Origin of the sequence: uncultured Chitinophaga sp., from assembly GCF_937898475.1 — a bacterium.
Lineage (GTDB): Bacteria > Bacteroidota > Bacteroidia > Chitinophagales > Chitinophagaceae > Chitinophaga.
Genome location: NZ_CALEJS010000015.1, coordinates 341440 through 355912, shown reverse-complemented (window position 1 = coordinate 355912; position 14473 = coordinate 341440). Strand labels below are relative to the sequence as shown.

The following is a 14473-nucleotide window of genomic DNA, read 5'->3' as shown; positions in this document are numbered from 1 at the left end:
GAATAACCGATTTTTCCTTTTCTCTCTTTCTCTGCATACCGGAAGAAACAAACATGGGTAGAAAGGCCCAATTCAACTATTAACCCAAGTATTGCCCTCTCCAAAGTAATAACGTGAATCTTTCGTACTCAGGTTGATGTTACAAAGGTTGGGAATAATGCAGGAGCAGTCAAGCGTTAAACACGCATAAAATAGAAAATGCGTAGTTCTACGCATTCTTTGCGGGAAATACGGTACCAGGCAATAAAAAAGGGATTGCCTGCCGGCAACCCCTTTAAAATGAATAGCTTAACGTATAGTCTTAGTGACGGTCTTTAGACATGTAGATCTTCAGGTCTATGCTGTCCGGACAACTAGCCGGGCAAGGCAGACCACTATCCGCCAGCGGCGCTTTTACAGTCTCTACGCCATTGGCAGTATTAACCTTATACTCAAGGATATTGCCACCTACCGCATCTACCGCTGTAAATACCAGTGAGTGTGCGCCCTGGTCATTGATACCGTTGAAGATACGGATACCGGCGCATCCGGGAACAGCCAGCAAAGCATCGAACAGCTCACGGCCATATAACCAGGAGCGGAAAGCTTCCGGCTCTTCGTTCTGCCAGGTAGCGATCATTTCATGTGCAGCGGCACGGGAAATAGAAGCGCCAATGGTAGTCAGATCCAGCGGAGCCTCATTGGCTTTTTTCCATAAATAACCTTCCAGGTCGGCGCTGCCGAAGGGACAGCTGGCAGGGCAAGGCAGGCCAGTGTCAAAAATAGCCTCGTAAATGTGTTTGCCTTTTGCATTGGCGCCAATGAGCACGAAGGTGTGGATACCTTCTGCATTAATGGCGTTGAATGCGCGGATACCTTCACAGCCGGGTATCTGCAGCAATGCTTCGAACACATGGCGGCCATACACTACAGACCGTGTACCTTCCGGTTCCTGCTGCTGGTAGGCAGCGATCATTTCCTGGGCTTGTTTGGAAGAGATGAAGGAACCGATCTTCCTGATGTCCTTTAATAATGTGGCTTTCTTTTCCTGGGTAATCATGAGATACCATTTAAAGGTTAAACAATAATAAAAGTTGACTCAATGTTAAAACCACATAACAGGAGACCGGTTATCAATTACTATGATACTGATACGAACAAAATAGCAACTATAATTTAAGAATGCAACAAAAAACAAATATTTTTTATTTATTACCCCCTTCACTCCCCGCTACTGCCCTATGGATAAGGGTCATGCGTAGAACTACGCATTTTTCCGGGAAAGTACTGAAACTGAACGGAGGGTTGGACTGGATAACAGGCAGCAAACACAATATCGTAGCGGGTTTGCAGGAAAAACACGTTACACTTAACACATATGTGCCATATGTATGTAATCTTTAAAAAGTGAGATTTTGTAATAACTTTACCGCCACTGGCTATTTATCTAACATCCTAATTAACTAAAACTGTTGTCACATGAGTACAGATGCTAAAAAACTCCACTACCCCTCCGATGCAGGGGAGTTCATCTCCTTAAAAGATGCTGACAGAATGATCGGCAAATACGGGGATAACGAAAAGCAGAAAGGACGTGGGGAGAATTATACGCAAGCCTATTTCTTCGGAAAGGAAAAGATACTGGAACTGCTGAACTGCCATGAAGAAATTGTTGGTATCCGTATCTACTACGGTATGGACCTGAACGGAGACGGTGTAGACGATAAGAAAATGGTACTGTATGCAGTGAACAAAGAGGGCAAGAACGTACCTTATAAACGTCCCAGGCCGAAGATCGCCGGATTAAGCTTTGCGCCTCCTGATCCTGCTCCGACAGGTGACCCGGTTGATGATGGAGGCGCGCTGGATGGAGGTTTACCATGCCCTAGCTATTGCCCATGAGTTTTTAAATGGAGAACTAAGTGAGTATATTTGAAATTCTTTTTTACGCAATGACGGGGATCGAATGTTTAATTTTGATCCCCTTTACTTTAAGTAGCAGATTGCTGAATAAAGCCGAAAGATGGGCCTACTATTACCTTATTTCAAGTGTTTTTTTCGCTGTGGGATCTGCCATCATTGCCCGGCTACTCAACAATAACCTGTGGTTTACTTCTATTATGAATTTAGTACAGTTTATTGTGCTATCAGTTTATTACGCTTGTCTGATCAAAAATACGTTCACCCAAAAAATAATAAAGATCCTGCTGCTCCCCGCTATAGTTATCTTCTTTTTAGATTTTTTAAAGCTGGAGGGCATATTTAGCTTTAACTCCATCTTCATGACAATCCGGACTTTCCTGCTGTTATGCTACGGCGTTATATTCTTTATCCAGCTTTTGTTTGATGAAGAGCTGATCAGGGAGTCAATTTTCATTAATACCCTTCCCAATTTCTGGTTTAATTCCGGGCTGTTTATATACCTATGCAGTTCTTTCTTTCATGCACTTACTTACAACTTCTTTCTGCGCCATTCCGTCGGTAATACTAACCTCATTATTCCATCACTCGTTTTTATAAGTGGAATTATTGAGGCAATTCTTTTTTATATTGGCCTTATGAAAGTAAAACAACAGCGAGGATGAATATCGTTGAAATAGTCGTTATTGGCACTATTGGTATGCTCATGCTGGGTATCCTGGTGGTTATACTGGTAATATTTCAGCAAAAACAAGTCATCCAGCACAAACTTGCCCTCCGCGATAAAGACCTCGAACTGCAACGCGAACGCCTGGTGGCCGTGCTGCAGGGACAGGAGCAGGAGCGCAAGCGCATTGCTGAAGACCTGCACGATGAAGTAGGCGCCCAGCTGTCTGTACTCAAACTCAACATCGGGCAGCTGTCGCAACACCTTAAAAACGGCAACGGCGAAGCCGAACGCCTTAAGGAAACCAAAGACTTTACCGATACCATCATCCAGCACCTGCGCTTCATATCCCAAAGCCTGCATCCCCAGGCCCTGGATAACCTGGGTCTTTCACACGCGCTGGATTCCTTCTGCAGCCTGATGAACAAGAACAAACAGGTGGCGATCTCCTTCAAGACCTCCGGCAACAACCGCCCGGTAGACCGGGAAAAGGCGCTGAACGTATACCGCGTGGTACAGGAGCTGATGAACAATATCCTGAAACATGCCCAGGCCACCGAAGTCCTGATCACCTACCACAGCACCCCTACCCTCCTAAGCGTAGACGTGGAGGATAACGGCAATGGCCGCCTCCTGGACTCACTGCAACAGTCGCGCAAAAAAAACGGTAGCCTCGGTCTTAAAAATATTGAAAGCCGCCTGAATATTATCGGGGGAAGTATCACCTTTGCAAAGAGAGCTCCAACAGGTACGATCGCCCAGATCAGGGTGGAAAACTACCAGCCCGTGATCGGATAGCGGTTTACAGTAGACTGCAAACTGCAAACTAACTGCTGCCAACCGGACAAGCGAAGCACGCTAGATATTAAATTGTTGACAGTTAAACGTTAAGAAAAAAAATCACTTAACTTTACGGCCAGTTAAACTGTTTACACAACTCATCTCCCTATGGCTGACAAGATAAAAGTGGCGATTGCTGACGATCATAAGATCTTTCGAAGCGGCGTTATCAACACGCTCACTCCATACGATAATATCAACGTAGTGTTTGAAGCAGAAGACGGGGAGCATCTGTTAAAGATCATGGAAGAAGAGCAAGTACCCGATGTGATACTCATGGACCTTAAAATGCCTAACATGGACGGCATCCAGGCCACCGTACAGGTAAAGGAAAGGTTCCCTGACATAAAGATCATCATCCTCACCATGTACGAAGACGACAACTTCATCGTACACCTGGTGGAAAATGGCGCCAACGCCTACCTGCTCAAAAACGCAGAACCCGAAGAGATCTATGAAGCCATTTGTACCACGCATGAAAAAGGATTCTACTTCAGCGAGAATGTCAACCTCGCCCTGCTTAAGAAAGTACTGCACAAGAACCGGCAGCAGTTCAAACCTACTTTCAGGAACAATAATGCCAATACAGAACTGCAGCTGAACGAACGCGAAAAGGAAGTCCTCCAGCTCATCTGCAACGAATTCACTACCCAGGAGATCTCCGAAAAGATCTTTCTCAGTCCGCGTACCGTTGAAGGCATCCGCCAGAAACTGCTGGAGAAGACCAGCGCCAAAAACACCGTAGGACTGGTAGTGTATGCATTCAGGAACGGACTGATAGAGTAAACAGCTGCAAGCCGTCAGCCCTTAGCCATTAGCAGCAGCTGACAGCTAAAAGCCGGCAGCTAACCGCTACATTTAAACCACCAATTATATGAGAAAACTAGTTTACTACTGCGCGTTCCTGTGCCTTGCGCAGGGCGCCTTTGCCCAGAATGTTAAAATGCCGGCTCCCAGTCCCGGCCAAACAGTAAAGCAGGATTTTGCACTCTCCTACGTGGAAGTGAGCTACTCCCGCCCCGCTGTAAAAGGCAGGAACATCATGGGCGACCTGGTGCCTTATGGCAAAGTATGGAGAACCGGTGCCAACGGCGCCACCACCATCACTTTCGGCGAAGACGTAAACTTTGGCGGTAAACCCGTTAAAGCGGGTAAATACGGCCTGCTCACCATCCCCGGACAGGCGGAATGGACCGTGATCCTCACCAAAGACCTGAACGTAACCAGCCCTTCCGCCTACAAACAGGAGAACGACGTGGTACGTATCACGGCGCAACCCATGGAAATGCCTTTCTCCGTTGAAAGCTTCCTGATCTCTTTTGACGAGGTAATGCCCAGCTCCATGAACATGCTGCTGCTGTGGGATAAAACCGCCGTACCGGTAAACATCACCGCCGATATCGACAGCAAGATCACCGCACAGCTGGACGAAGCCATGAAAGGCGAAAAAAAGCCTTACTTCCAGGCAGCTTCCTACTACTTTGAAAGCGGCAAAGACCTGAAGAAAGCCCTCGAATGGGCCGACGCCGCCGCCAAAGAAAATCCCAAAGCGTTCTGGATCTATCACCTGAAAGCCAAAATACAGGCCAAAACAGGCGATAAAGCCGGCGCTAAAGCTACCGCCCTACAGTCTATCGAACTGGCCAAAGAAGCCAAGAACGACGACTACGTGTCGCTGAATAATAAGCTGATCGCCAGCCTGTAATATTAAGCTGTTAGCTGCTGGCTGTTAGCCGTTAGCACGTGGCTGCTGTTGAAGCCATCGCTAATAGCCAATAGCTAACAGCTAACAGCTATTTTTTCGCGTATTTCTACGCTTTTCTTCCTCCCTCCCTTCCCCTACATTTGCATCATAATACCACAACCCCAATCAGATCTGCAGATCCCTGATCTTAGTGTATTGTTTTTCTAAAACCCCAAAAATGTAACATCATGCCATCCCGCACAAAAGCGCTCAGCACCAACGACAATGTTGAGCTGAGGAATAAGCAGCATTTCCTGCTCCTGAAGAACCCGAACTATTTCGGCATACAGGATAAGGAAAGCCCCCTGAATGAACAGTTCAAACCTGAGCTCGAACTGTTGTACAACACATTTTATGAAGAACTTACCTGCGTCAGCTACAAGCCCGATATCCAGCGCCTCAGCGCCATCGTAAAAGTAAAACAGGGCGCCGGCTACAGCGGCGGTCCCTGCACACCGGGCAGCAAAGAGTATGTACGCTTTTATGTTAGCTATGATAACGGCGCCTCCTGGGAAGATGAAGGCGTAGTGAATTTCGACATCCACGATTTTGGCAGCACAGAAGATCTCTGCTATGAGGTGTTCAAAACCTTCGTTCCCAAAAGGAGAACCTGCTGCGATAAAAAACCGGTACTGCCCCTGGTACGCGGTATCCTTTCCTGGAACCAGCTGCCGCCGCCTGCTTTGCCTTTCTGGCCGCCCATCTGGGGCAATGTGCTGGATGCCTGTATACAAGCCGCCCCGCGTACCGGTATCATCTGCCTGCTGGATGATATTTTCATCAAGGCCAACGTAAAGCTCGATGCCAAACAGTTCGACATCATAGAACAGGAACTGCCCCCGCTGGAGTATACGCCGGAAGTGAAGGAGAATTACACGCTCGAAGAGATCGTAAAGATCTACGGCAAGGATATCGAGCCTTCACGGAAAGGCTTCGGCTTTGTCAGCAACACCCTCTTTACCAAAGCAGCCGTCAGCGCAGCGCAATACAGCCTCTTAAAGAAATATGACCTGGATATCAGCGCCATCATCGACGCCCTGCAGCAACAGCAGTTCAATACCACTTATGAAGAAGTGGTGTGCGTTGGACTGAACCGCGATTTCGATACGCTGAATGCCGCCATTCATATCAAACGCTCCGCCGGTTACTCCGGTAACCTCTGCTCCAAAGGCTCACAGGAATACCTGGCCTATTATATGGACTTTGGCGCCGGCTGGGTATACATGGGCACTTCTTCCGTAACCGTACACGATATTGCAGTGCCGGATGGCGGCCTGTGGTACAATGCACCGCTGAAAATATCCCTGGACCCCTATCAGAAAGAATGGTGCCAGACAGGCAGGGCCAAAGTAAGGGTGATCCTCTCCTGGAACTGGGTACCGCCGGCAGACCCCAACTGGGTAGCGCCCTGGGGCGATTGGGAAGAATGCAATGTGGAGATCAAACCCCTGCCCAATGGCGTGAACCCCGGACAGCTGAAACCCTTTATTGAACTGCTGGGCGGCATGCCGGTAGACCTGATCAGCAACGTTACCGGCGAAGCCAACGGACTGCACACCCTCGGCTTTACCGCTGTGGAAAGCCCCTTTGGCGGGAACACCACCCTGCGCGGCCGTTTCTTTAACCAGAACACCCACAACTTCCGTTACAGGATCAGGGTAATAGCGCCCAGCACCGCCATTCATTCCGTAATGACGCCGGTGAAGATCAAGACAGATACCTTTGGCACCATCTCGCCACAGATCACCCTTACACCGGATGCCAACGGCTGGATGCCTTACCTGGCCAACCCCAGCACCAATACCTTCATTGTAGACGATCTGTTTGGCAGCTATGTACCATCTGAAAACGGTATCCATTTCATCAAGGTGGAATTTGAGGATATTACCCTGGGCGGTGTATTCTATAACAGCCAGTGGGTAGCCTTCAAGGCAGATGTACACGCACCGGACGTTGACGTAACCATCACCAGCGGAGGCGGCGACTGTGGCGACTTTCCGCCGGGCAGCACTATATCAGGCACTTACCATATATTTGACAATGATAGCGCGGGCATGAGTTTGTATATTACCCCTGCAGCCGCAGGTACTACCATACAGATAGACGGCCTGGCCACGGCATCCCTGTCTTATGGCAGCGCATTGTTCCCCTTGCCGAACGGAGGCAAATCCGGTACCTGGACATTGCAGACCACCGGCGCTACGCCGCCCTGCGGGTACAATATCTGGATACAGGGCCACGATCGTACCATTGTGGGCAGCAGCCAGTACGGGTATTATGCATATATGCCCAAAGGATTCTGTCTCGGATAAACAACACGATGCATTTTTATTATCTCATACTCGCGATGCTGGCAGCCTGGAGGATCACGCACCTCTTCCAGGCGGAAGATGGGCCTTTTGATATCATCTTCCTGCTCAGGAAAAAGGCAGGAGCAGGTTTCTTCGGAAACCTGCTCGACTGCTTTTACTGCCTGAGTATATGGGTAGCCCTCCCCTTTGCCATCTGGCTGGGCATCTCCTGGCAGGAAAAGCTCCTGCTATGGCCCGCCATCTCAGGGGCGGCCATCCTGCTGGAAAAACTGACTTCAAAACAAACAATTGACCACTAAAAACGATTATTATGTGTTGCGGAAAGAAAAGGGCCGCATTGGCGACCCAGTCAAGAGGAATGGCCCGGCCCTCCAACGGGCCCGGGCCTGAAATGCTCGCGTTCCAGTACGTAGGCGATACTTCGCTCACGGCTACCGGCAGCATTACCGGCAAAACCTATCGCTTTGCAGCTAAAGGCGCCATACAAATGGTGCACCGCCAGGATGCTTCCCGGCTCAGGGATGTGCCCAACCTCGTTCAGCTGGACTGATCACGACGCCGTTGTGGCCTTGCCGTTATCCTTACCGCCGCAGAGATGAATGATGAAGGCCAGCAATATCACCAGTGCACAGCCAATCACATTCAGCCAGAGGAAGGAAACGATCTCCATTTTGTAGATCGTGATCACCAGCACTTCGGACACAATGGCCGACCAGAAAACGGCATTGCCGCCCAGTCTTTTGATATAAAAAGCTACCATGAAAATGCCCAGTATCACCCCGTAAAAAAGTGATCCCAGCACGTTCACCGCTTCTATCAGGCTTCCCAGCTCGCTGGCAAACTGTGCTACCATGATGCAGAAAATGCCCCAGATCAGCGTCCACCAGCGGGACACCCGCAGGTAGTGCCCCTCTGAATCATCCTTGTTGATCATACGCTTGTACACATCCACCACCGTCGTAGAGGCGAGGGAGTTAAGCGCCGCCGCAATGCTGCCCCAGGAAGCCAGGAAGATAATGGCGATCAGCAGGCCTACCAGTCCCTTAGGCAGGTTGTTCACCACAAAATGCAGGAAGATGTAGTTGGTGTCATTATCATCAGCAGCCGGATCGGCCTGTTTGATTAATTTCTTCGCCTGTGTACGGACCCCTTCAGCAACACGCTCCGTTTGCTGCAACGCATCCTGCGCCTGGCGTATCGTTCCCTCATCTTTTCCTTCCAGTGCGCTGGCCAGTATTTTCACCTGCTGCTGCTTGGTAGCAGAAAGCTGATCATATTGCTGCTCCAGCGCTTTCAGCTCGGTACCGTATTCCGTACGGTATACCTTATTCAACTGCCCCTGGTTAAAGAAAATGGGAGAACGGAAATACATGTAGAACACAAACACCAGCGCCCCTATCAGCAGGATCAGGAACTGCATGGGTACTTTCACCAGGCCGTTCATGAGCAGCCCCAGCCTGCTTTCCGTTACTGATTTGGCGGTGAGATAACGGCCCACCTGCGACTGGTCGGTCCCAAAGTAAGACAGCGCCAGGAAGAAACCGCCTATCAGCCCGCTCCAGATATTGTATTTATCCTGCCAGTCGAATTTAGTGACGATCACATTTAAGCGGTCCATTTTGCCGGATACATGCAGTGCTTCATTAAAGCTGATATTCTCCGGCAGCAGGTGCACCACCATCCAGCCTGCCAAAAACATGCCCGTAAAGACGATGGCCAGCTGCAGCGTCTGTGTATAGCTTACCGCCCTGGTACCGCCAGACATGGTATAGATAATAAGCAGGCCGCCCATCACCACATTGGTCCAGTAAATATTCCAGCCCAGCAAACTGCTCAGGATAATGGAAGGTGCATAGATGCTGATCCCGGTAGACAACGCCCGTTGCACCAGGAACAACACCGCCGTGAGCGTACGTGTTTTAAGATCAAAACGCTGTTCCAGGAACTCGTATGCCGTATATACCTTCAGCCGGTGAAAGATGGGCACAAAAGTGATACAGAGCACCACCATGGCCAGCGGCAAGCCGAAGTAATATTGAACAAAACGCATCCCGTCCGTATAGGCCTGACCGGGAGCCGATAAAAATGTAACCGCACTGGCCTGTGTACCGATAATAGACAGCAGCACAATATACCAGGGCATAGATTGGTTGCTCAGGAAATACCCGTCAATATTCTTATGACCACGGCTTTTCCAGACACCATATAAAATGATCACTGCCAGTGTAACACTTAATACAATCCAGTCCAGTATGCTCATGCGTATGTTTTGGTGAACAGGTAGAATAATACAATCAGCACGGCCAGAAAGCCGCACACCAACAGGTACCACATCCACCAGGAGGGGAATAAGGGTGGCTTCTCACTTTTCATGAGTCAGTGAAATTACAGGTGCTTATTAATTATTTAATTTATCTGCGATTGATGAGTGCCCCGCCTAACAGCCCCAGTCCAATGCCTATCATAAGACCTATGTGCACTCTTTTGATTAAAATGCCGATGATCAGCCCGAGCGCAATACACAAGCCGGCTGCCACATTTAACCGGGATCTATCGGGTGCTTGTTTTCCCATTGCCTCGTGGTGTTGTTGTTTTTTTATCTGAAATAAGATTCACGAATAAACGATAGGCGCCCGGTACACCGGCAGGCAGTTGTCTGAAAAATGCCAGGGAGGTATACACGTATCGTCCTTTTCCATACCGCGCGATCAGTGTGCTGCCGTCCAGTGGATCCGTGCCTTTATCGTTCATGGCAAACAGTTTCTGGTAGGATGGATCTGCATTGGCCGTAAAATAGAGTCCCCGCTCCTGCACCCAGCCGTCAAAGTCCTGCGGGGTGAGCTTGTTGGGATACTGCATCACGGGATGCTCCGGCAGCAGCCAGGTTACGCTGGCGTTTTCTTCCGTTACCCGGTCGCCACGGGAAAGGGTAAACGGAAAAGGTCCCAGCTGGCCGGTCACCAGCGGCGCATTGGTATTATACTGCACCAGCAGCGTGCCGCCGTTCTTCACATAGTCCATCAGCCTGGGCTGCCAGTATTTCAGACGCCCGTTGGTGTTATAGGCCCTTACGCCGGTAATGATGGCATCGTATGATGAAAGATCGCCCATAATATCTTTTTCCTCCAGCACGGTTACCTGGTAGCCTACCTGGCGCAGCGACGCCGCCACCATATCACCTGCCCCGGCAATGTAACCCAGGCGCTGGCCGTTATGTTCCAGGTGCACCCTCACCAGCCGCGCTGCCGCAGGCGGAAAGAGGGTGATAGGCGGAATATGATCATAACTGATGGTTTGCAGGCTTTGCGTATACACCTTTCCGTTGGTGCTCACGGCTACGTTAAAGGTATCTACGCGGTTGGTACCGTTGGCCGTTACCGGGGCAATGCTGAACTGCAGTTCTGTTTCATCGCCTTTTTTATCCAGCTTGAAGGGCTGCTGTTGCGGACTGGCCTTAAAGCCGGCGGGCAGCTGCAGCTGAACGTTGCCGTTGTTGTTATCCGCCATGGCTTTGAGCTTCACGCTCACCTGCTGCGGCTGGGTGCCGGTGAAGATGAACACCTGGTTGCTCAGGTTGGCGGTAACGCGGGGTGCAATCACCAGCGGTTCGTATAATTCCCCTTTAACAGGATCGGTATGTTTGTATTGCAGTGGTCTTACCAGTTCAAATGCCTGTCCGCCGATTTCCAGCCGGATCGTAGCCTGCAGGGCCGGGATATTTTCCGGTCGGCCAACCAGCTGCAGGTCTTTGATGGTGTAAGTACCCAGCGGATGCTGATAATCCTGCAGCCAGTAGGGCTGTGATACAGGTGTATTGGCGGGTACGGTGATCTGTTGCGGGATGCTGAGCAGCTGGTCAAATACCAGTGGCTGTTTGTTGAAGGAGGTATCCTTTCCTGCCACGCTGATGGATTGCAGCAGCACGGGCACCTGGCCGTTATTGATCAGCTGTACGCTGGTTTGCAGCGGTTCACCCGGTACGGTCACCGGTGTGGAGCTGTAGGCCTCTGCCCAGAGCCCCGCGCAGGCCAGGATCAGGTCTTCCGTCTCCTTCAGTTTCCGGGTTTTCCAGTAGCCGTCCGGCAGCGCGGCGATGGATTTTCGTATAGCCAGCAATGCGGGTACGGAAGCAGAAGGGTCATCGATGTTATAAGCAGCCAGCGCCTTGTCTATCTGTTCGCCGATGGCTTTGCCGCCCGGCACACGTTCCCAGCTGGTGTTTATGCCATCCAGCAGGCTGTGTACAGGTGTCTCGCCTTTGATGGTGGTAAAGTATTCCAGTGCGCTGCCGCGGGTGGCGGCTACGCCAAAGCCCTGGCTTTTGTGCTGCGAGCGGCTTTCGGCGGCAATCTCTCCATAACCTCTGCCTAAGAATACGTTATAGGCGCCCACATCGATCTTATATTGATCGGGCGCGGTGGTATTGATGTTGCCGAAAGTATAGGTATTCCACAACAGGCGTTTAGCCTGCCATGGTTTAACGTATTGCAGCTGTTCGGGATAGCGTGTTGGATCTGCGGCGGCTTCAAAGGCCTCTGCCGCCAGCATGGCAGATGCGGTGTGGTGACCATGACCTGCGCGGCTGTCTGCCGGGAAGCGGCAGATGATCACATCCGGCTGAAAATTACGGATCACCCAAACGGCGTCTCCCAGGATCTTTTCTTTGTCCCAGATAGTGAAGGTTTCCCCGGGGTTCTTGGAAAAGCCGAAGTCCTGCGCGCGGGAGAAGAACTGTTCAGCGCCATCAATACGGCGGGCAGCCAGCAGTTCCTGCGTGCGGATCAGTCCCAGTAACTCCCCCTGCTCATTACCCACCAGGTTTTGTCCGCCATCGCCGCGTGTAAGCGACAGATAGCCGGTACGGTACAGTTTTTCTTTGGCGAGGTAACTCAGTAAACGGGTATTCTCATCATCCGGGTGTGCGGCCATATAGAGCACGCTGCCCAGCGTGTCCAGTTTCTTCATTTGCAGTTTAATGGCGGCAGCGTTCAGTTGCGGAGAAGGCTGTGCCCACAAAGGGAGGGAAACGACGGCGGCTGTTAATCCTGTTAATATGGTCCTTAAAAACATTTTGTTGCTGCTGTTTACAGATCATCAAAAATAAGCATTTAATATCCGTATGCAGAGCAGGAAATGACAAAAATAAGGGAGTGGACAGATGGGCTGATGAGTGGATAAGTGGGGCTGACTACTTTTTGAACATAAAATACACGGCGCCCAGTATGAACGCGAAAGAGATCAGGTAGTTCCAGCGGAAAGGTTCTTTCAGGTAAAAAAGGGCAAAGAGCGCAAATACCGTCAATGTCACTATTTCCTGGATGGTCTTCAGCTGGAAACCGCTAAAGCCTTCCTGCGCTCCGAACCGGTTGGCGGGCACCATAAAACAATACTCAAAAAAGGCAATGCCCCAGCTGATCAGGATTACTTTCCACAGCGCTGTAGCCGGGTGTTTCAGATGCCCATACCAGGCGAAGGTCATGAAGGTGTTGGAGATCAAAAGAAGGATGACTGTGCGCACCGCTTTGTAATTAATTATTCTTTACTGTTAATTAGCCAGCTGCTGATGCCCTGCCAACAGATAGAGTACCGCCATCCTAACGGCTACGCCGTTCTCAACCTGGTTAAGGATGATGGATTGTCCGGAATCAGCAACGTCGGAGCTGAGTTCTACACCCCTGTTGATGGGGCCGGGGTGCATAATGACGATGTCTTTCTGGAGGCTGTCCAGCAGGCGGCGGTTTACGCCGTAGGCCAGGGAGTATTCGCGCAGGGAGGAGAACAGCGGGGTGTTCTGCCTTTCCAGCTGTATGCGGAGTACGTTAGCTACATCGGCCCAGGCCAGGGCTTCGCGGATGTTATATGTTACATTAACGCCCAGTGCGGCTTCCATGTGCTTGGGGATCAGTGTGGGTGGGCCCACTACCGTAACCTCGGCGCCCAGCTTCTTCAGGCAGTAGATGTTGGACAGCGCAACGCGGGAGTGCATGATGTCTCCACAGATGGCCACTTTCTTACCCTGAATGCTGCCCAGCTTTTCGCGGATGGAAAAGGCATCCAGCAATGCCTGGGTGGGATGCTCATTGATACCGTCGCCGGCGTTCACAATGGGCACGTTGATGTGTTGCGATAAAAAGTGGGGGGCGCCGCTGGCAGAATGCCGCATCACCACCATATCCACTTTCATGGAGAGGATATTGTTCACCGTATCGATCAGCGTTTCTCCTTTTGAGACAGAAGAGCCGGATGCAGAGAAGTTCACCACATCTGCGCTGAGCCGTTTTTCCGCCAGCTCGAACGAGATCCGTGTACGGGTAGAGTTCTCAAAAAATAAATTAACGATGGTAGTGTCCCGCAATGTTGGAACTTTCTTGATGGGCCTTTGCAAAACCTCTTTAAACTGGTCAGCTGTTTGAAAAACAAGCTCTATATCCTGACGTTCCAGATCGCGAATTCCGAGAAGATGTTTTACTGAGAGTGACATTCTAAGGTGCAAATATAAAAATTCCAGAGACCAAATACTAAATTCCAAATACTAAATTCCAAATTCCAAAATCCAAAGGTTAGATGCCAGGTCCTGAGATTGCATTTCAAACACCTGGCTTAAATCCGGTGTCCTGGTAAGTCAGTAATGAAAACCAGGTTACCGGGCTTGCTTCCAGCTTCTGCAATATAGATGACATTATCTTACGTAATTGTTCAGCTTCGTCGATCAGCTGTACTCTAACAGCCGCCTGCTGTTGCTCATGAGCGCCAATCACAATTAATCGTAGCCACCATTTAGACTCCTTTGCCTCCTTCCTGGAAATACGTATGTGCATTTTACGATCAGCTGCACCCAGGCTTTCATTCGCTTCAATATAGTTAGCCCCTATGGAACTGCCTGACCTGATCAATTGTTGTATATATACATTATTTATTACATCCTTTTTCAGTTCTTTACAAAGATCCCTTACGTCGCGGGCAAAGGTCATCGTTCGCTCTGCTAAATCCCTGAACATAATGATCACTTTA

General features: G+C 50.1%; 14 protein-coding genes. 8 read left to right on the top strand and 6 right to left on the bottom strand.

Going from position 1 to position 14473, the window contains the following annotated elements:
• Positions 1-301: 301 nt before the first annotated feature.
• The gene (locus Q0577_RS08330; RefSeq protein WP_298734738.1) at positions 302-1039 is read right to left on the bottom strand and encodes a hypothetical protein; all 738 of its coding nucleotides are present in this window, start codon (positions 1037-1039) and stop codon (positions 302-304) included.
• 419 nt (positions 1040-1458) lie between these two features.
• Here Q0577_RS08330 and Q0577_RS08325 point away from each other — a divergent pair, with 419 nt between their 5' ends.
• The 8 genes from Q0577_RS08325 (at position 1459) to Q0577_RS08290 (ending at position 8012) form a co-directional block, all read left to right on the top strand.
• Complete coding sequence (locus Q0577_RS08325) at positions 1459-1881, top strand: hypothetical protein (RefSeq protein WP_298734735.1); 423 nt, start codon at positions 1459-1461, stop codon at positions 1879-1881.
• Between the two features lie 20 nt (positions 1882-1901).
• Positions 1902-2564: a hypothetical protein gene (locus Q0577_RS08320; RefSeq protein WP_298734732.1), complete on the top strand. Its 663-nt coding sequence runs from the start codon at positions 1902-1904 to the stop codon at positions 2562-2564.
• Complete coding sequence (locus Q0577_RS08315) at positions 2561-3364, top strand: histidine kinase (RefSeq protein WP_298734730.1); 804 nt, start codon at positions 2561-2563, stop codon at positions 3362-3364. Before Q0577_RS08320 ends, Q0577_RS08315 begins: the two co-directional genes overlap by 4 nt.
• 150 nt (positions 3365-3514) lie before the next feature.
• The gene (locus Q0577_RS08310) at positions 3515-4192 is read left to right on the top strand and encodes a response regulator transcription factor (RefSeq protein WP_298734728.1); all 678 of its coding nucleotides are present in this window, start codon (positions 3515-3517) and stop codon (positions 4190-4192) included.
• Between the two features lie 88 nt (positions 4193-4280).
• Complete coding sequence (locus tag Q0577_RS08305; RefSeq protein WP_298734726.1) at positions 4281-5111, top strand: DUF2911 domain-containing protein; 831 nt, start codon at positions 4281-4283, stop codon at positions 5109-5111.
• 227 nt (positions 5112-5338) lie between these two features.
• Complete coding sequence (locus Q0577_RS08300; protein ID WP_298734724.1) at positions 5339-7462, top strand: hypothetical protein; 2124 nt, start codon at positions 5339-5341, stop codon at positions 7460-7462.
• 8 nt (positions 7463-7470) lie between these two features.
• Complete coding sequence (locus Q0577_RS08295; RefSeq protein WP_298734722.1) at positions 7471-7761, top strand: DUF1360 domain-containing protein; 291 nt, start codon at positions 7471-7473, stop codon at positions 7759-7761.
• An 11-nt stretch (positions 7762-7772) separates the two neighbouring features.
• Positions 7773-8012, top strand: coding sequence for a hypothetical protein (locus Q0577_RS08290; protein ID WP_298734720.1), 240 nt, complete (start codon positions 7773-7775; stop codon positions 8010-8012).
• Here the strand turns inward: Q0577_RS08290 and Q0577_RS08285 are convergent, their stop codons facing one another.
• The 5 genes from Q0577_RS08285 to Q0577_RS08265 form a co-directional block, all read right to left on the bottom strand.
• Positions 8013-9722, bottom strand: coding sequence for a sodium:solute symporter (locus Q0577_RS08285; RefSeq protein ID WP_298734718.1), 1710 nt, complete (start codon positions 9720-9722; stop codon positions 8013-8015).
• 290 nt (positions 9723-10012) lie between these two features.
• The gene (locus Q0577_RS08280; protein ID WP_298734716.1) at positions 10013-12532 is read right to left on the bottom strand and encodes a PIG-L family deacetylase; all 2520 of its coding nucleotides are present in this window, start codon (positions 12530-12532) and stop codon (positions 10013-10015) included.
• A 118-nt stretch (positions 12533-12650) separates the two neighbouring features.
• Positions 12651-12980 carry a DMT family protein gene (locus Q0577_RS08275; RefSeq protein ID WP_298734713.1) on the bottom strand — a complete coding sequence of 110 codons (330 nt, stop codon included), beginning with the start codon at positions 12978-12980 and terminating at the stop codon, positions 12651-12653.
• 27 nt (positions 12981-13007) lie between these two features.
• On the bottom strand, positions 13008-13943 hold the full coding sequence (locus Q0577_RS08270) for an aspartate carbamoyltransferase catalytic subunit (protein WP_298734710.1): 936 nt from the start codon (positions 13941-13943) through the stop codon (positions 13008-13010).
• Between the two features lie 106 nt (positions 13944-14049).
• Positions 14050-14460: a four helix bundle protein gene (locus Q0577_RS08265; RefSeq protein WP_298734707.1), complete on the bottom strand. Its 411-nt coding sequence runs from the start codon at positions 14458-14460 to the stop codon at positions 14050-14052.
• Between the last annotated feature and the right edge of the window lie 13 nt (positions 14461-14473).